The 18628-nt window shown below is 53.7% G+C and carries 18 protein-coding genes; 11 read left to right on the top strand and 7 right to left on the bottom strand.

Annotated features, from left to right (window positions below; genetic code table 11):
• The first annotated feature begins 51 nt into the window (after positions 1–51).
• Positions 52–936 (top strand): alpha/beta fold hydrolase, encoded by an 885-nt coding sequence (locus tag ACT3TY_RS06165; RefSeq protein ID WP_444627672.1) that lies wholly within the window; start codon positions 52–54, stop codon positions 934–936.
• Positions 937–1052: 116 nt separating this feature from the next.
• Positions 1053–3239, top strand: coding sequence for an OsmC domain/YcaO domain-containing protein (locus ACT3TY_RS06160; protein WP_444627670.1), 2187 nt, complete (start codon positions 1053–1055; stop codon positions 3237–3239).
• A 194-nt stretch (positions 3240–3433) separates the two neighbouring features.
• Here the strand turns inward: ACT3TY_RS06160 and ACT3TY_RS06155 are convergent, their stop codons facing one another.
• From ACT3TY_RS06155 to ACT3TY_RS06145, 3 genes are all read right to left on the bottom strand, one after another.
• A complete protein-coding gene (locus ACT3TY_RS06155; RefSeq protein WP_444627668.1) occupies positions 3434–4360 on the bottom strand; it encodes a lysine exporter LysO family protein in 927 nt (308 codons plus the stop codon).
• A gap of 15 nt (positions 4361–4375) precedes the next feature.
• Positions 4376–5071, bottom strand: a complete 696-nt coding sequence (locus tag ACT3TY_RS06150; protein ID WP_444627666.1) for a hypothetical protein — start codon at positions 5069–5071, stop codon at positions 4376–4378.
• A gap of 254 nt (positions 5072–5325) precedes the next feature.
• Positions 5326–6261 (bottom strand): 2-hydroxyacid dehydrogenase, encoded by a 936-nt coding sequence (locus ACT3TY_RS06145; protein ID WP_444627664.1) that lies wholly within the window; start codon positions 6259–6261, stop codon positions 5326–5328.
• A gap of 104 nt (positions 6262–6365) precedes the next feature.
• On the opposite strand from ACT3TY_RS06145, the gene ACT3TY_RS06140 reads away from it, so the two are divergent.
• The 9 genes from ACT3TY_RS06140 (at position 6366) to ACT3TY_RS06100 (ending at position 14408) form a co-directional block, all read left to right on the top strand.
• Positions 6366–6533, top strand: coding sequence for a hypothetical protein (locus tag ACT3TY_RS06140; protein WP_444627662.1), 168 nt, complete (start codon positions 6366–6368; stop codon positions 6531–6533).
• A gap of 163 nt (positions 6534–6696) precedes the next feature.
• A complete protein-coding gene (gene doeA, locus ACT3TY_RS06135; RefSeq protein ID WP_172117472.1) occupies positions 6697–7896 on the top strand; it encodes an ectoine hydrolase DoeA in 1200 nt (399 codons plus the stop codon).
• Between the two features lie 48 nt (positions 7897–7944).
• Positions 7945–8961, top strand: a complete 1017-nt coding sequence (gene doeB / locus ACT3TY_RS06130) for a N(2)-acetyl-L-2,4-diaminobutanoate deacetylase DoeB (RefSeq protein ID WP_087111972.1) — start codon at positions 7945–7947, stop codon at positions 8959–8961.
• Positions 8962–8969: 8 nt separating this feature from the next.
• Positions 8970–9446 (top strand): Lrp/AsnC family transcriptional regulator, encoded by a 477-nt coding sequence (locus tag ACT3TY_RS06125; protein ID WP_193057172.1) that lies wholly within the window; start codon positions 8970–8972, stop codon positions 9444–9446.
• Between the two features lie 220 nt (positions 9447–9666).
• On the top strand, positions 9667–11163 hold the full coding sequence (locus tag ACT3TY_RS06120) for an NAD-dependent succinate-semialdehyde dehydrogenase (protein ID WP_172117475.1): 1497 nt from the start codon (positions 9667–9669) through the stop codon (positions 11161–11163).
• Between the two features lie 90 nt (positions 11164–11253).
• Complete coding sequence (locus tag ACT3TY_RS06115) at positions 11254–12687, top strand: aspartate aminotransferase family protein (RefSeq protein ID WP_193054442.1); 1434 nt, start codon at positions 11254–11256, stop codon at positions 12685–12687.
• 118 nt (positions 12688–12805) lie between these two features.
• On the top strand, positions 12806–13498 hold the full coding sequence (locus ACT3TY_RS06110; RefSeq protein WP_193054443.1) for a haloacid dehalogenase type II: 693 nt from the start codon (positions 12806–12808) through the stop codon (positions 13496–13498).
• Positions 13499–13544: 46 nt separating this feature from the next.
• A complete protein-coding gene (locus ACT3TY_RS06105; RefSeq protein WP_444627660.1) occupies positions 13545–13892 on the top strand; it encodes a putative quinol monooxygenase in 348 nt (115 codons plus the stop codon).
• A 48-nt stretch (positions 13893–13940) separates the two neighbouring features.
• A complete protein-coding gene (locus ACT3TY_RS06100; protein ID WP_444627659.1) occupies positions 13941–14408 on the top strand; it encodes an S-ribosylhomocysteine lyase in 468 nt (155 codons plus the stop codon).
• An 84-nt stretch (positions 14409–14492) separates the two neighbouring features.
• Here the strand turns inward: ACT3TY_RS06100 and ACT3TY_RS06095 are convergent, their stop codons facing one another.
• The 4 genes from ACT3TY_RS06095 to ACT3TY_RS06080 all read right to left on the bottom strand — a co-directional run bounded on the left by ACT3TY_RS06095 (position 14493) and on the right by ACT3TY_RS06080 (position 18286).
• Complete coding sequence (locus ACT3TY_RS06095; RefSeq protein ID WP_444627658.1) at positions 14493–15317, bottom strand: DUF3037 domain-containing protein; 825 nt, start codon at positions 15315–15317, stop codon at positions 14493–14495.
• On the bottom strand, positions 15314–16081 hold the full coding sequence (locus ACT3TY_RS06090; protein WP_444627657.1) for a HipA family kinase: 768 nt from the start codon (positions 16079–16081) through the stop codon (positions 15314–15316). Before ACT3TY_RS06090 ends, ACT3TY_RS06095 begins: the two co-directional genes overlap by 4 nt.
• Entirely contained in the window at positions 16063–16878 is an 816-nt protein-coding gene (locus ACT3TY_RS06085) for a type IIL restriction-modification enzyme MmeI (protein ID WP_444627656.1), read from the bottom strand. Before ACT3TY_RS06085 ends, ACT3TY_RS06090 begins: the two co-directional genes overlap by 19 nt.
• A 136-nt stretch (positions 16879–17014) precedes the next feature.
• Entirely contained in the window at positions 17015–18286 is a 1272-nt protein-coding gene (locus ACT3TY_RS06080) for a methyl-accepting chemotaxis protein (RefSeq protein ID WP_444627654.1), read from the bottom strand.
• Positions 18287–18628: the final 342 nt, after the last annotated feature.

Genomic DNA, 18628 nt, shown 5'->3' with positions numbered 1-18628 from the left:
CCCTTTAAGCCACCGGTTTATTCATATCGATTACTGAGCCAGGAGCCTGCCATGTTCCAAGGGTTTGAAAAGCATTTGCGTTACATAAAGGGTGTTGGTATTGCTTTTCGTATAGGAGGCCACGGCCCCGCGTTACTGCTGCTCCATGGCCACCCGCAAACCCATGTGATCTGGCATAAGGTGGCTGAAACGCTTGCCCAGCACTTCACCGTAATAGCCGCCGACCTGCGCGGCTACGGCGATAGCGGCAAACCCGACGATGACGCCGAGCATCTCAATTATTCAAAGCGCACCATGGCAGCTGATATGGCCGAGCTGATGAGTGATCTGGGGTTCGAGCGCTTCAAAGTGCTGGCGCATGATCGCGGTGCGCGGGTCGCCCACCGCTTGGGTGTTGACTACGCCTCACGCGTTGAGCGTATGGTGCTTCTCGATATTGCGCCGACCCTTGCCATGTACCGCGGCACCAACGAGGCCTTTGCGCGCAGCTATTGGCACTGGTTCTTTCTGATTCGCCCCCAGCCGCTGCCTGAAATGCTAATCAATAGCGCCCCGGCCCAGTACCTGAAAAGTGTGATGGGTGCGCGCAGTGCCGGGATGGCGCCGTTTACTCCGGAAGCGCTGAAGGAATACGAACGCTGCCTGGCACTGCCCGGCACCGCGACCGGCATTTGTGGCGACTACCGCGCCAGCGCCACGATCGACTTAGTCCACGATCAGGCCGATATCGACGCTGGTGTAAAACTTACCTGCCCGCTAAAAGTGATGTGGGGTGCTGAAGGCGCGATTGAAGCCTGCTTTGATGCACTAAGCGAATGGCGCAAGGTGGCGACCCAGGTGGAAGGTAAGGCGCTGCCCTGCGGCCACTATATTGCTGAAGAGATCCCCGAGACGCTGCTAGACGAAGCTCTTCCGTTTCTGTTCAGTGCTGAATAAGCGCTTAACGAGACTTACCAAGACGAAGCGGGTCAAAAACTGGATAATGGGTGGCAATTCGCCGAGGGCTCTGTTTTCAACCGCCCAGGCACACTCATTGCTCTGGATGCCCGCTCATGGAAATCAAAGTCAACTATCTCGATAACCTCCGCCTCGAGGCCAAGTTCGACGACTTCACCGTTATTTCAGACCAGCCGATTCGCTACAAGGGCGACGGCTCGGCGCCTGGCCCGTTTGACTACTTCCTGGCGTCATCCGCTATGTGCGCCGCCTACTTTGTGAAGGTGTACTGCAACGCGCGGGATATTCCCACCGAAAACATCCGCCTCTCGCAGAACAATATCGTTGATCCGGAAGATCGCTATAAGCAGATCTTCAAGATACAGGTCGAGCTTCCCGAAGATATTTCCGAGAAGGATCGCCAGGGTATTCTGCGCTCGATTGATCGCTGCACGGTCAAGAAGGTTGTTCAAACCGGCCCTGAGTTTCAGATCGAAACCGTCGAGAATATCGATGAGGACTCCCAAGCGCTGTTGATGGGCGCCCCGCAAGGCAGCGAGCGCACCTATATCGAGGGAAAGGATTTACCCCTTGAAGATACCATCGCCAATATGAGCGCACTGCTGGCTGATCTTGGTATGAAGATTGAGATCGCCTCCTGGCGTAATATCGTGCCTCATGTCTGGTCGCTGCATATTCGCGATGCGGCCTCGCCCATGTGCTTTACCAACGGAAAAGGCGCGACCAAAGAGAGCGCACTGTGCTCGGCGCTGGGCGAGTTTATTGAGCGCTTGAGCTGCAACTTCTTCTACAACGATCAGTTCTTTGGTGAAGAGATCGCCAATAGCGAATTCGTGCATTACCCCAATGAGAAGTGGTTCAAGCCAGGGCCTAACGATGAACTGCCCGCTGAAATTCTCGATGAGCACTGCTTGGCGATCTACAACCCGGAAGGCGAGCTTTGCGGCTCGAATCTGATTGATACCAACTCCGGCAATGAGGCGCGCGGCATTGTCTCGCTGCCCTTTGTGCGTCAGTCAGATGGCGAGACGATCTACTTTCCTTCCAACCTGATTGAAAACCTGTTCTTAAGCAATGGCATGAGTGCGGGCAACACGCTGGTGGAAGCTCAGGTGCAGTGCCTGTCGGAAATTTTTGAACGGGCGGTCAAACGGGAAATTCTGGAGCAGGAAATGACCCTGCCGGATGTACCGCAAGATGTGCTGGCGAAGTACCCGAATATTGTCGAAGGCATTAAGGCGCTTGAGGCTCAGGGCTTCCCAGTGCTGGTAAAGGACGCCTCCATGGGCGGTCAGTTCCCGGTGATGTGCGTGACCTTGATGAATCCGCGCACCGGCGGCGTGTTCGCCTCCTTCGGCGCCCACCCAAGCTTTGAAGTGGCGATAGAGCGCAGCCTGACCGAGCTTTTACAGGGTCGCAGCTTTGAAGGCCTGAACGACCTGCCGCTGCCAACGTTCAACTCGCAGACCGTGTCCGAGCCCAACAACTTTGTTGAACACTTTATCGACTCCTTTGGTGTGGTTTCCTGGCGCTTCTTCAGTGCCAAGGCGGATTTCGAGTTCAGCGAGTGGGATTTCTCCGGCACCAACGAAGAAGAGGCCGAAACGCTATTTGGTATCTTCGAGGAGTTGGGGGCGGAGGTATACATGGCGGTCCATGAGGATCTCGGTGCGCCGGTATGCCGTATTCTGGTGCCGGGCTACTCTGAGGTGTATCCGATTGAAGACTTGATCTGGGATAACACCAACAAGGCACTTGATTACCGTGAGGATATTCTCAATCTGCATCAACTCGAGGATGACCAGCTCACCGATTTGGTCGAGCGCCTCGAAGAGAGCCAGATGGATGACCACGTCGATATCACCACCCTGATCGGCATTGAGTTTGATGAAAACACGGTATGGGGCCAGCTCACCATTCTGGAGCTTAAGCTTCTGGTCTACTTGGCGCTTGGCCGTCATGAAGAAGCACTTGATTGTGTGCAGATGCTGCTGCAGTACAACGACAACACCGTTGAACGTGGTCTCTTCTACCAGGCGATGAACGCGACGCTGGAAATTGCCCTGGACGACGAGCTTGAAATCGACGACTACCTGCCCAACTTCCAGCGCATGTTTGGCGAAGAGACCATGGCGGCGGTTGTCGGCTCGGTGGAAGGCAGCGCGCGCTTTTACGGTCTGACGCCCACCAACATGCAGCTTGATGGTTTGGAGCGTCATCAACGTTTGATTGAAAGCTACAAGAAACTTCACGCCGCGCGGGCGGCAAAAGCAGGCGCTTAATCGCCTCCCGTTTTCACTTGTTCAATGGAAATGCATGACACCGATGGCATTCAGCACTCCCTTGATGACCGCAGCGCTAACGTTCGTATGCACCTAAACAGCAAGCTGGAGAGCTACAGCACGTATTAAACGGGAGTAGTTTTAAAACGCTGTGGGGGGGAGCTCACAGCGTTTTTGTAGCGTGCAATGAAGCGTCAAAGCGAGAGGAAAAACAGAATCAAAGGGGGCGAGAGCAGCGAAAGAATAAATCCGCTAACCACCGCGATGGGCACGCAGGCGACGCCGCCGTGCTGTTGAATCACAGGCAGGGTAAAGTCCATTGACGTGGCACCGCCGTAGCCAATGGCAAGGGCGGTGTGGCGGTGGATCACTAGCGGAATCAAAATAAACGCCAGGAGTTCCCGGGAAAGGTCGTTAAAAAACGCCACGCCGCCCATTAGCGGCCCTAGCTGGTCGCCAATTAAAATGGCTGAAAGCGAATACCAGCCGAAGCCAGACGCCATGGCGAGCCCTTCATTCCAGCTAAGCGAGAGCAAGGGGGCGGCAGCCAATCCCGCCAGTAGCGAGCTAACGGCCAGCGTTACCGCAATAGCAAGCCCCAGCCGGTTGAGCAGAATTTGCTTAAGCGGCATGCCGGAGTTGCGTAGCTGACAGCCGATCAGCACTAGCAACGCGTAAAGCACCCATTCAGCTAACAGGTCTGCGGCGGTAAAAAGCGTCTCGCCTAGCCTTGGGCCCAGCAGCAGGCCTGTAATAACGCCGACCGTCACTACGGCCAGCAAGAGTAACGAGCCTTGCATGGCGGCAAGCTTACTGGTCGGTGCGTTTTTAACGACAGGTGAATCCCCCGTTTGTAGTGCTACCCGGCGAGACAACCACCATAAAGCGGCCAGGTTAAACGCCGTGGTAATACTAAACAGCAGCAATGCATTGCCCCCCAGCCGCGAAAGCTGGCTGGTTAGATTTTCAAGCCCGGCAAGACTTACCCCCATGAAGAGCAAAATAAGATAAACCGAGCCGCTAACGGCACGGTTGATCAATTGCTGGAGGTAAGGAGAGCGAATGCGTAGTAAATAGCCCACTATCAGAGGCAGAAGAACAATCAATAATCCAGACAGCATGTAGGGTGTGGCGCCTTAAGGGTTAAATTGAGTAAGCCTGATGCGGGTTTGGCGGCGACCCTCTTTTTGATACTCCGCCGAGACAATCAGGCCGGGCCAGTCCGGGTGAAAGTTGATTTCCAGATGGCGGTCAGGCTTTTCGATATTCGTCAAAATGACCTGCTGTACCTCAAACTCACCAGCGGGCACGTTGACGATGTGCGTGCCTGGCGTAGCGTAGTACTGGAAGTGCTCATCGCGGCCGCGGTGGTCAACAAAATCGAGATCACACGGTGCGCTGCGCGTACACGTTTCATGGCCTGCCCGTCGAGAGAGATCAACCAGCGCGGCTTGACGATCAAGCGTCGCAATATCGTTATCGGTTAATCGATAGCTGTCGCCTACGCCAAGAAGCGAGTAGCTGCTGCTAAAAAGCAGTGAACGGACGGCGTCATCATCCGCTGAAAAGCGGCTGTACTCCTGGCCGCTGACTATGGCCAATGAAAAGCGCATATCGCTTAGCCAATGCTGGCCTTCCTGGCTGAGCGTATGGGTAATCGTTGCACTGGGCCAGTTGCGGGTTTCCAGCCGGTATTGCGCTTCAAATGGCACTATGTCTGCAAGAGTGCTGGCGGCTTCTTCGCTTGCATTGACCGGTACAGCGCTGAGTAATAGCCAAGCGGTGCACAGTCGTATACAAGCCGATACAACATTTAAATGGGCGAGTCGCATCCTGATTCTCCTTATGAGCAAGCGGTCCCTGCTAGCTAGCGCTGTTTGCAAATAAACCCAATAAGCTGAGCCGTCTTGGGTTCAAAGGCCTGCTTGCATACCTGTCATGCATTTCCATGGCCTGGCATATATTTCGAGCGCCTTTAGTGGGTATCTTAACATTTGATGCGCCCGTGATGCTGGTGGTGTATCACTATGAAAGAAGCGCCTCCCGCTGGGTGTAGGCAGAGGCGGCCATGCAGGTTTTAACGGACTTAGTATCCTTGTGTGGGGTTAACCGTAGGCAGGTCTTCACCCGCCTCAAAGGCATGCAGGTAGGCAATGACCTGGTCAATCGCATCATTCACCGGGGTGGGCGCTGCCATGTGAGGGGTGACGATGACGCGGGGGTGCTGCCATAAGGGGTTTTTAGCGGGCAGCGGCTCTTCACAAAAAACATCCAACAACGCGCCGCGCAAGTGGCCTGGCGTAGCGTCATCACCCAGTGCCTCAAGAAGCGCCTGTTCATCAATCAAGCTGCCTCGGCCTGGGTTGATCACGCTGGCGCCCTTGGGCAGTTTAGCGAGCCGCTGGGCGTTGAGAATACCGTGCGTGGCGGGGGTGTCGGGCAGGATAGTAACCACGCTCTGCACTTGGCCAAGAAGCTCGACCAGTCCTTCCTCACCATGTAGGCACTGTACACCTGTGATAGTTTTGGGTGAACGACTCCAGCCCAGCACCGGAAATCCCGCTTGCTGCAAGGCGCTGGCAACGTGCGCGCCGATAGCGCCGAGGCCGAGTACACCTACTGGCCAATCAGCTTTATCTGCCAAGCGTTGCGGCTGCCATTCAGCGTTGGCTTGCTGATCGGTGTAACGGTCCATACTGCGGTAAAAATGTAAGACGCCATACAGTACGTAGTCGGCCATTGGCTCGCTCATGCCCGCATCGCGCAGCTTCACGATGGGAATATTGGCGGGCAGCCCTGGCGTGCCGAGTAAGTAATCTACTCCTGCGCCCAGGTTGATGATGCCTTTAAGCCGAGTCTGCTCTTTCAAGAGATACGCAGGGGCTTTCCATACCGCAAGATAGTCAGCATCTTGTCGTGTCTCTTCGGGAGCGTCGCTGGTCACGACCGTTGCGTTAGGAAGCGCTTTGGAAAGGGCATCGCGCCATTGAGTGGCATCATCGGTGTGCACAACAATCTTCATTTCGGCTCCTGCGTGGTGAATGGGTGTTTCTCGCTCTATTTATTTATCATGGGGAGGTTGTCTGCACGCTGCAAGTCATAACGCGTCACGATAGAACGAGGCGTTTGGCCTACATTGATCTCCGTGTGGTGGAGAGCTACCGGGGTGACCGTACGTTGACGCATTTTCGGCAGTTGGTTGAAAACAAACTTGAAAATGAGCCGTTGATTGGCCCCGGTGAGCGCGCGGTGCTGAAGCTTTTGCGTGGCCGGTTAAGAGAGCCGGCAACATGAGTTAAATAAAGGCTTTGACCCGCAACCACGGGGTGGTGCTAGTATCGGGCTAAGACGACATTGGCAAGCCTTCCATGGCGGTAGCCTGGTCGCCCTTGTGCCCCGTTGCTTGGCGTAAAAAACGCGCACCGGTTCTTGGTGATCTTTGATGGTGAGTTGCCCGATGACTCAGGTTTCCCTGCCCTTCACGCGTGAAGAGTATGCACAGCGCTTGTGGAAGGTGCGTGCTGAAATGGCCGGCCGCGGCATTGATGTATTGATCGTCAGTGATCCGTCGAATATGGCATGGCTGACCGGCTACGACGGCTGGTCATTCTACGTCCACCAATGTGTGCTGGTTGGCCTGGAAGGCGAGCCGGTATGGTTTGGGCGTCGTATGGACGCTAACGGGGCGCTGCGCACCTGTTGGATTGACCCAGTTAATATTACTTATTATCCGGATTACTACGTTCAAAATCCGGATATGCACCCGATGGATTATCTGGCGCAGTCGATCTTGCCTGATCGCGGCTGGCATACCGGCGTCGTGGGGATGGAGATGGATAACTACTATTTCACCGCCAAAGCCTACCAGAGCCTGCTACGCGAGCTGCCCCACGCGCGCTTTATCGACGCCAATGCGCTGGTGAACTGGTGCCGGGCAATCAAGTCGCCTCAGGAAATTGCCTATATGCGCATTGCCGGCAAGATTGTTGAAGGCATGCACTCGCGTATTCTGGAAGTCATCGAGCCAGGGCTTCCCAAGAGTAAGCTGGTCTCGGAAATCTACCGAGTGGGGATAGAAGGCTTTTTCGATGAAAATGGGAAAGTGTATGGCGGCGATTACCCTGCCATTGTCCCCATGCTGCCAACCGGTAAAGATGCCGCTGCTCCACATTTGACCTGGGACGATACGCCGTTTCGTGAAGGCGAGGGCACGTTCTTTGAGATTGCCGGAGTATTCAAGCGCTATCACGCGCCCATGTCGCGCACCGTATTTCTGGGACGACCGCCGACCGACTTTATTCGCGCTGAATCAGCCCTTCTGGAAGGTATCGAAAACGGCCTGGACGTTGCTAAGCCAGGAAATAGAACGGCGGATATCGCCATGGCGCTGGGTGCGGCGATGGATAAATACGGTTTTGACCGCGGTGGTGCACGCTGCGGTTACCCCATCGGTATTTCGTACCCACCGGACTGGGGCGAGCGCACCATGAGTTTGCGTCCTTCGGATGAGACCATCCTGCAACCCGGTATGACCTTTCATTTTATGCCTGGGCTTTGGGTGGAGGATTGGGGGCTGGAAATTACCGAAAGCATCCTGATTACTGAAACAGGCTGCGAGACGCTGGCCAACTTTCCACGGCAGTTATTTGTTAAATGATGATAAGTCGTTAAAGAATAAGCCGTTATAACTGATTAAGGAGTCGTTATGACCCTGCGACCAAGCCCGATTTCCGCGACTGTCGACTTTGATGCTGACGGCGTGCAGCACGGTTTTTTAAAGCTGCCCATCTCCACCGATATCTCGGCCTGGGGGGCGGTAATGATCCCGATTACCGTAGTGAAAAATGGCGAAGGCCCCACAGCGCTATTAACCGGTGGCAACCATGGCGACGAATACGAGGGGATTACTTCGCTGCTTAAGCTTGCCAATGCGCTCACTGCAGAGGACGTCAGTGGGCGGGTGATTATTGTGCCGTGCATGAATACGCCCGCCGTTATGGCCGGCAAGCGGACATCGCCGATGGATAAGGGCAATCTTAACCGCAGCTTCCCCGGTGACCCCAACGGCAGCGTAACGCTGCAAATTGCCGACTACTTTACCCGCGTTTTGGTGCCCATGAGCGATGTGGTACTGGACCTACACTCCGGTGGCCGCACGCTGGATATTCTGCCGTTTGGTGCTTCTCATGTGCTGGATGACAAAGCCCAGCAACAGGCCGCGCTGGAAGGCGCCAAAGCGTTTGGTGCGCCTTACGCCATGGTGATGTTTGAGCTGGATGCCGAAAAACTCTTCGATACTGCCTGCGAGCGACAAGGCAAGGTGTTTGTGGCCACAGAGCTTGGCGGTGGTGGCACCTCCACGCCACAAAGTATGGCGATTACCGAGCGCGGCGTACGTAACTTTCTGATCCATTACGGCCTGCTAGAGGGCGAGGTGGATATGCCGCAAGGCGGCCAGGTCTATCTCGATATGCCAGACGCCAGCTGCTACGTACAGAGTCAGCACTCCGGCGTACTTGAGCTTTGCGTGGCGCTGGGCGATGCCGTGACCAAAGGGCAGGTGTTGGCTTACGTATACGATATGACCCGTACCGGTAGCGAGCCGGTTGCCTACCGCGCCGAACGCGATGGCATTTTGATGGCCCGGCGCGCCCCGGCCCTGGTCAATATGGGGGACACCATTGCGGTGATTGCCGATGTCGTCGACCGCCTGGAGGCATAGCCCAAGGCATGATAAAACTCGACCGTTTTGATCTTAAAATTCTCGATATCCTTTCCCGTGATGGGCGGATCACCAAGTCCAAACTGGCCGAGGCGATTAACCTCTCGGTCAGCCCCTGCTGGGAGCGGGTTAAACGCTTGGAAAAAGCCGGGGTCATTCAGGGCTATACCGCGCGCATCAATGCCGATGTACTGGTGCCGCGCAACCCTGTGTGGGTGCAAATTGAGCTTACAGCCCACAACGCCGCAAGCTTTGCGCGCTTTGAAGCTTTGGTCATGGATACGCCAGAGGTCACCGAATGTGTCGCCGTCGGCGGTGGGGTTGATTATCTGGTGAAGTTTGAAGCCCGCACAATTGATAGCTACCAGCGGCTCATGGATAAATGGCTGGTGTCCGAAGCGGGCATTGAGCGTTACTTCACCTATATCGTGACCAAAACGGTTAAGCGTCAACCGATGGGCATTGATGTTGACAACGTTCTTTAACGGCGTTTCTTGGCCCTCACGCGTTCTCTCCAAAAAAACACGCTGCTAAACGTCCATAGACAAAAAAAGTCGCACGATAAGCCCTGGTTTTCAAAAACACTTCGTGCGTCTTCTCCCTTACGCTAGGCACATCGAAAGGATCGACCAAAAGCCGGTCTTTTCAATCGTCAACGTGCAACGGTTTGTCGCCGGTTAATGGCTTCAACCAGGGGAGGTGCCCATGACCACACTATCGACCACGCTGGTGAAACGGCTAGAAGATCCGCGCCTGTTTCGCCAGTACGCTTATGTGAATGGCAAGTGGACGCATGGGGAAGGTGGCCGTGAAGAAGCGGTGTATGACCCGGCAACCAACGAAGCGATCGGGCATATCCCTCTGCTTGAAGCCGAGCAGATTACCGCGGCGGTGGATGCCGCTGAGGCAGCCTTTGTTCACTGGCGCGCACTGCGTGTCGATGAACGCTGCGAGCGCTTGCTGGCCTGGTACGATTTGATTCAGGCCAACCGCGAAGACCTGGCGACCATCATGACCTTGGAGCAGGGCAAACCGCTGCCCGATGCGCGGGGCGAAGTAGAGTACGGAGCAAGTTTCGTGCGTTGGTTTGCGGAAGAGGGTAAGCGCACTTACGGGGAAACGATCCCCAGCCATATTCCTAATGCCTCGCTGGGCACTATTAAAGAGCCTGTTGGTATTGCCGCGATGATTACGCCGTGGAATTTTCCGCTGGCAATGATTACCCGTAAAGCGGCGGCCGCGCTGGCTGCTGGCTGCCCGGTGATTGTGAAACCGGCCAATGAAACGCCTTTTTCAGCGCTGGCGCTGGCAGAATTAGCCGAGCGGGCAGGCATACCGGACGGTATCTTTAACGTTGTCTTGGGTGAGCCTGCCGAGGTTTCTAAAATACTGTGCAGCGAGCCACGCATCCGGGCGCTGTCGTTTACCGGCTCCACCCGCGTTGGCCGCCTGTTAATGGAGCAAAGTGCGGGAACCGTTAAGCGCCTTTCACTGGAGTTGGGCGGTAATGCGCCGTTTATCGTTGGGCCGGATATGGACCCCAAAGAGGCGGCTTACGCGGCGGTAGACGCCAAGTTTCAAACGGCGGGGCAGGACTGTTTGGCGGCCAACCGGATTCTGGTGCACGAATCCATTCATGACGCCTTTGTTGAACAGTTTACCGAGCGCATGGCGGCATTAACCGTCGGCAATGGTTTGCAGGGCGAGATAGATCTTGGCCCGCTGATTCACCGCCAGGCCGTAGAGAAGGCCGCCTCGATTGTCGATGACGCGATTTCTCGGGGCGCCACGCTGGTGATGGGAGACCAGAACCAAGCGCCGGGCGAAAACTTCTTTATGCCGGTGTTGCTAACAGGCGTAACGCCACAAATGAAAGTCTGGCGGGAAGAGAACTTTGCCCCGGTGGCCGGGATTACCGCTTATTCGAGCGACGAAGAGGTTATTGAGCTTGCCAACGATACCGAGTATGGCTTGGCGGCCTATGTGTATACCCATGATATTCGCCGGATCTGGAAGCTGATGCGTGCGCTGGAGTACGGCATGGTCAGTGTAAACTCCGTCAAGATGACCGGCCCACCGGTGCCCTTTGGCGGCGTGAAGCAGTCTGGCCTTGGCCGTGAGGGCGGCGCCACCGGTATCGACGAGTATCTCGAAACCAAGTATTACTGCTTAGGCGCGCTGGGGTCGGTTTCGGGAAGCTAGCTGCGCTGATGGTATAAAAATTTACGTTGTTACTAATTTTAAAAAAAATCTTCCTGACTGTAGGAAGGTTTATTGTACAGAGAGAACGTTATGAGCCAACATCAGGATCTGATCGAACGCGACCGCAAAGTCACTTTTCACGCCTCTACCCACCTGCGTGACTTCGCCCATGGCGATGCGCCGGGCCGTGTGATTACCGGCGGTAAAGGTATCAATATTGTCGATAAGGATGGCCGCGAATTTATCGACGGCTTTGCCGGGCTTTACTGCGTTAATATCGGTTATGGCCGCACGGAAATTGCCGAAGCCATTTACAAGCAGGCGATGGAGCTCTCTTACTACCACACCTATGTCGGCCACTCGAACGAGCCGCAGATCGCGCTTTCTGAGCGTATTCTGAAAATCGCTGGCATGAACATGTCCAAGGTCTACTACGGCATGTCGGGCAGTGACGCTAATGAAACCCAGCTGAAAATTGTGCGTTACTACAACAACGTACTCGGCCGCCCGCAGAAGAAAAAAGTCATCTCGCGTATGCGTGGCTACCATGGTTCGGGCATTGCTTCTGGTTCCTTGACCGGTCTTAAGGCGTTTCATGACCACTTTGACCTGCCGATTGATACCATTCGGCATACTGAAGCGCCGCACTACTACCTGCGTGCCGCCGAGCAGCATGGCATGACGGAGCTTGAGTTTTCCTCCTTCTGTGCCGACAAGCTGGAAGCGATGATCCTCGAAGAAGGCCCGGATACGGTGGCGGCATTTATCGGCGAGCCGGTATTGGGCACAGGCGGTATCGTACCGCCGCCCGAAGGTTACTGGGACGCGATTCAGGCGGTGTTGGCCAAGTACGATGTACTGTTGATTGCCGATGAAGTGGTATGTGGCTTTGGACGTACCGGGTCTGATTTTGGTAGCCACCACTACAACATGAAGCCGGACCTGGTCACGATTGCCAAAGGCCTGACCAGCGCCTATCAGCCGCTTTCTGGCGTGATTGTGGGTGAAAAAGTATGGCAAGTGCTTGAGCAGGGCACGGGTGAGTTTGGCCCAATCGGTCACGGTTGGACCTACTCTGGCCACGCGCTGGGCTGTGCCGCCGGTATTGCCAACCTGGATATCATCGAGCGTGAAAACCTGGTGGGCAACGCGGCTGAAACCGGTGCCTACTTCCAGGCGCAGCTTAAGGCCACGTTTGAAGGTCATCCGCTCTTGGGGGATGTACGCGGTGTTGGCTTAATGGCTGCGCTTGAGTTCTCACCGGATGCCAAGCAGCGCCTGCACTTTGACCCCGCCCTCAAAGTGGGACCGCGAGTGGCCGCCGCCGCCATGGAAGAGAATCTGATTGCTCGCGCCATGCCCCAAGGCGACATTTTAGGTTTTGCGCCTCCGCTGACCATTAACCGCGCAGAAGTTGATGACGTGATTGGCCGTGCCAAGCGCGCCATTGACCGGGTAACCGATGAACTTACCCGCTCAGGCGATTTAAAAGCGGGCCATCAGGAAGCTGCGTTAACGATTTAATGAAAAGACGCTGATCTGGTAACGCCGCTGCTTACTTATGCAGCGGCGTTTTTGTTTTTGGGGTGGGAAGCTATGCTACTAAATACAGTGACGGTGAACGGATACGTTAGGAGTGGCTATGCAACCGGTATTGGCTTTCGATGTATATGGCACGCTGATTGATACCCAGGGCGTTACGGCGGAACTCGAACGGCGACTTAACGATGCCTCTAACGCAGAAGAATTTGCCAAGCGCTGGCGGGAAAAGCAGCTTGAGTACAGCTTTCGGCATGCCTTAATGGGCGCTTATGTGCCTTTTTCAGAATGCACGAGAGAGGCCCTGGTGTTTACCAGCCGCGCGCTGCAAGCAGGTCTTTCTGACAATGACCACGACCACCTCATGGATGTATATGCAGAGCTTCCAGCCTTCCCGGATGTGGTGGATGCGCTTGATCAGTTGCGTGACGCGGGCATTCGTTGCGTGGCGTTTTCCAATGGCACGACGGAGGCGGTAACTCAGTTACTGGTACGTGCCGGTGTAGAAAGCCACATGGATGCGGTGATCAGCGTGGATGATATCAAGCGCTTTAAGCCAGACCCGGCGGTATATAGCTATCTTCGCTCACAGCTGGAAGCGCGCCCTGAGCATACCTGGTTAATTTCAAGCAACGCCTTTGATGTGATTGGTGCAACCCATGCCGGGCTGCGAAGTGCCTGGGTGCGGCGTCATTCCGATGCGCCCTTTGATCCTTGGGGCATTGAACCTGATATGACGGTGCCTGACCTGGAGGCCTTGGCCGAGCGTATTATTTGCCAGGTTGTTAACCGATAAGAACAAGCCGCATAATGACGTACGATTCATATATCAGGACGCGATCATGTCAGAGAAAATTTACTGTATTGCTGGCTTCAAACCCAAACCAGGCAAAGAAGAAGCGGTGTTCAAAGCGCTTCAGGCGCTGGAGCCAAACACACACCGGGAAGATGCCTGCATTCACTACACGGTGACCCGCCAGATCGATAACCCCTTCGCTCAAGGCACCAGTTACCCGTTTGTATTCCATGAAATCTGGGCGAGCCGTGAGGAGTTTGAAGCACATTGTCAGCGTAAAGAGATCCAGGACTTCTTTGCCAAGCACGTTGAATCACCGGATGGCGATATCGAAGATGCCAACGTATGCGTGTATACCGATGAACCGTGGAATTTTGATGCCCCCAAGGTATAACCCCAGCGTGTAGAATGGGTCCACGACACCGATAAACGCGGAGCAACCATGACCGAAAAAAAAATGAACGTTGAAAGCTTTAACCTGGACCATACCAAGGTTAAAGCGCCTTATGTACGCCTTGCTGATATCAAGCAGGGCCAGAACGGCGACCAGATTCATAAATATGATCTGCGTATCTGCCAGCCGAACAAAGAGCACATGGAGATGCCAGCGCTGCATTCTCTTGAGCACTTGATGGCTGAACTATCGCGCAATCATACCGATAAAGTGGTCGATATCAGCCCGATGGGCTGCCAAACCGGCTTTTATATCGCGATGATCAATCACGATAACTACGACGACGTGCTAACCATCATTGAGCAAACGCTGAACGATGTTCTGGTGGCCACTGAAGTGCCTGCCTGTAACGAAATGCAGTGCGGCTGGGCCGCGAGCCACAGCCTGGAAGGCGCCCAGAAGCTCGCCCGTGACCTGCTTGCCAAGCGTGACGAATGGACGGAAGTGTTTGCATAAAACGGCTATTGATAGCGCAATCTAAAACGTCTCCCCTGCGGGAGACGTTTTTAGTTTCGGCTCGCTTAATACTACTGTTTTATTTTAAGCAGCAGTGTCTGCAACGGCTTTGAGAATACTGTCCTGCCCCAGATTTTCAGGCAGAACTCTTGCTGAAAAACCGCTCTCTATTTCATGGCAGATTTCTTTATAAGCACGTAGGCGAGCGCCGTGTTGTACGTTCGGTACTTGGCTAATAAACACCATATCATCCGGGATACTGCCAGACATTTTCAGTCGGCGTAAATGCGCCAGCCACTTATCCCCTTTTTCGATAATTTTGCTTGAATCATCCAGATCAAAGCTAATGGGCTTTATAGCTTGTCGTACGCGTAAACCCTCCTGCCAGACAAAAGGCAGCTTTACACGTACAAGATCGTTTCCCAGAGTTTGCTCTGTGTAACGACGATTAAGTGATTTGAGCCAATGTGTGACACTCTTGGTTAGCTGCTCTTCCGGTGTCGCCATATGCTTGAAATCATGGTGAACATAACGGTCGAACAGTTCATCAAGCGTTACCTGAGGGTCGTTGGTTGCGATTGTACCTGGCTTGCTAAAACGAAACATGGCTTCACGAGGTTCTACCAGGTCATTGAATATGCGCCGCTGGATATCGAGCTGACCTTGATGCTGGTTGGCCAGGTCCACTGTCCTTTTAAGCTCGTTGACAAACTGCTGGCGTGCTTGAGTAAATATCTTGGCTGGCAGTTTATCGAAAAAATGCGTAATGCGTTTCCGGGCAACGGTTTCAATTCGCTGAAGAAATACACCATTATTGCAGAACATGATGATCCCCAGGTTCGCGAACTCACCTGTATCAAGGTAGGGCTGAAAGCGCAGTACCGCATAGTTACAAATTATTGCGCTCATATCAGGCTCCAGAAGGAAGGATCTCTTATACGTGCTAATAAATGGAAGCGCTCTGACAACGTTGGGTGTATCTCTGTAGTTTCGTCGTCGATATCGCGATAGAGCCACTCTAAAGGTATCGAGCCAATGATCATATCCCAATCGTCCAGTGCTGCGTCAAGCGCCTCCTCATGGCGTGCGCGTACTTCAAGGTCTACAAAGCTCTCGCGCTGATGGGTAAATACATGATTTTCAAAATCACCTGAGCGGTCGAGAGGATCGAAAGCCAGATTGTGATCAATGACGACTAAACCTTTCTCCAGGCTCCATAATAGATTGACGTTGCCTCCTTGCTTGCTTAAGCAGCGATCCTCGTTGTGAACCCAGATATCAAAGAGAAGGAGGCGTTGCTGTATTAGCGCATCAATTTCTCCTATTTGAGAGAAAAGCAGGTCTTGGCTATGAGGTGCTACTTTGGATGCAAAGGCCATTCCTCCCGCTAGATCAGAGACACTTGGCTCCAGAGAAAAATCCAACATGCCTGTTGGGAAACGCATCAACGAATACTCGGCTACAGGCAGCTCGCAGCGCCGTGCTAATTCAGAGCAGATGAGTTCAGACACCAATGACGGTGGCCCAACGCCTCGCACGCCCTTAACCACATATTGATCATTTTGTGTATCACGAACGATAAATGGCTTTGTGCGACCTTGGGTGGATTGGCGTAAAATTTCCTTGGCGTCTACTACGCTGGGCATCTTTATGATTACCTCACCAAGCGCCATTGCTGGCCTTCTTCTTGGGCTTGGCCGAGGGCGGCTAACGCGGAAAGTACCTCGTTAACACCTTTTTGCGGTTTGCGCTTGAACTGTGCCGCTAAATTTTCCGCACTGTGGGGGCTGGCGGCGAGCATATCACGCAGCAGAGTCACTTGGGTGGCGAGGTCTTTAGGCCACGTGGCTTTGGTTTTGTCTACTGCTGAGGTGCTGACATCCGCCGTAGTGCTTTGTAGCTCGTTTTGGGTAGGTGCGGCTTCTTTGGGTGCTTGGTAGTCCGGGCGCAGCCAACGCACCTTACCTTGGGCTTCTTCAGCAGCGCGCTGTTTGTTAAGCGCCACCAAGCGCATCAGCAGCTCTTCCTCGGCCTCCGTTTGGGTAGCGGGTTTATCCGGCAGCGGGGTGGTAGCACCGGGCAGGCCTACAAGCTTGTCCGCTACGTCATCCCAGCCGTAGGCGTTAAACACGGCTTTATCTAACGCATCGTGGTCGGCGAGAAGCGTGCTTACCAGTCCTTTGCCGGTTTGTTTGGCTTCCAGCACAAAGACACCGCGTTTGTATAAGTCGATAAAACCGCGGTTTTCGCTGCCGTCAGGGTTTTGAATATCCACTCGACGCTCAAACGTATAGGCGTTTTCTTTATTATCTTTACTGGCGGGGTCGGGTGTGGGCAGTGTAAGTAGTACGCATAGTTCAGAAAGAAAGAGCTGGTAATTCGCCTTTTCGGTACCCGTGGTGTTTTGCCAGCGCTCAATGAAGGCATTTACGGCATCAGGCGTGGCAACAGCAGTGGGGGCGTCAAACATTAACAGATATCCTTTCAAACAAAAGCGTCTAACCACATTAAGTAGGGTTAGATAGTAGCATGCTTAAAAGCGATAAAAGTAGGCTGATGTATTAAGTTAAAAGACGCACATCCCTATGTGTGAAAATAGGCTTTTCTTATAACCGCGTATCAGCGGCCAGTTGCTCGATAGAGCGGGCGACGTCCTGAGCGTCGTGGAGAATCTTGTTCACAATCGCATCAATTTCGCTAACCCTGGATTGACCGGCTTTGCTTTGTTGAATGACCTGTTGCATGGCTTCGGTGGTGCGTTCGACAAGGTTACTGTTGTCTTTGAGCACTTGGGAAATTTGTGCCACGGCTTCGCTGGACCCTTTAGCCAGTTGGCGTACCTCGTTAGCCACCACGGCAAAGCCGCGCCCTTGTTCACCGGCGCGGGCGGCTTCAACCGCGGCGTTAAGAGAAAGCAGGTTGGTTTGGCTGGCTATTTTGGCAATAGAGGTCGTAATCGCATGAATACTTTGCGACTGTTTATGCAGGGCCTCTACCAGCTCTTGTGCCTGGGCCAGCGTTTGAGCGGCTTGCTCTGAGCCTTTTACCATCTCATCCAAGTGGTCGAGGCTATCTTTGGCGGTACGCTCAATTTGTGACGTGCTGGTTTGGGCGGAGCCAATTGTTCCCGTTGTCGCATTGGCTTTGTCGACCAGTTGGGTGATGTCCGCTGCGAATTTTACGACCTCGGTCACATTGCCATCTTCATCTTTAACAGGGTTGTAGGTGGCTTCTAGCCAGATGCTTTGGCCATTTTTAGTGATGCGCTCAAAGCGGCCTTTGGTAAAGTCCCCTTGGGCCAAGCGCTCCCAAAAGTGAGGGTTTTTACGATAGAAGTCAGGTGGGCAAAACATACGGTGGTGTTGACCAATAATATCTTTTTGTTGATACCCCATCGCGGCTTCAAAGTTTTTATTGGCTTCGAGTATTTCCCCTTGAGGGGTAAACTCAATGACGGCCATTGAGTCATTGAGCGCCCTTAGCACGGCCTTTTGCCGTTGAGATTCTTGATGACGCTGGGTGACATCATTCGCTACTTTCAGGATTTCCGTCACATGTCCTCGAAAATTTCGTATAGGCACATACGTCGCCTCTAACCAGACTTCTTCACCGTTGGCACGTACGCGACAAAAACGACCCTGACGGCTATCCCCTGCCGCTAATGAGTGCCAAAACTGCTGATACTCGGCACTGCTGACTTCCTGCTCATCACAAAACATGCGGTGATGCTTACCCTTTATATCGTCTAGTTGATAGCCCATCGCCTCAAGAAATGGTGGGCTGGCATCCTTAATAATGCCCTGAGGCGTAAATCGAATACACGACGTATGGCGTTTTAAGGCGAGGTAGAGAGGGGCATTAAAAAAGCTTATACGCATTTTTTTGCCTTCTATATTAGGAAGCAGCTAAAAAAGAAGTAGCCAAATAGGAAGGAGCAGGAGCGCTTTAACTATAGTTGACTTTTTGCAATATAAAACTGCGTGACGAAGATGACAAGCATCAGCTATAGAGAGGAGGAAATTGAGCCAGCAGGGAGCGCTATCCATGCCTGAAAAGGCGTACAGAGGTCTATTGACAGACACCTAGATTGCTCCTATAAACACCTATACTCACCACCTCAGGTTCTCATGTTCCTTCTCATCACGATTGCCACGCTTTCCATCGCACTGTCTTTTTTGTGTTCTATTCTTGAAGCGGCTTTACTCTCTATTACGCCCAGC

The sequence above is a fragment of the Halomonas sp. AOP22-C1-8 genome (assembly GCF_052378905.1).
GTDB lineage: Bacteria > Pseudomonadota > Gammaproteobacteria > Pseudomonadales > Halomonadaceae > Vreelandella > Vreelandella citrativorans.
Note: the sequence above shows the minus strand (reverse complement) of the source record. Positions and strands in the feature narration are given on the sequence as shown.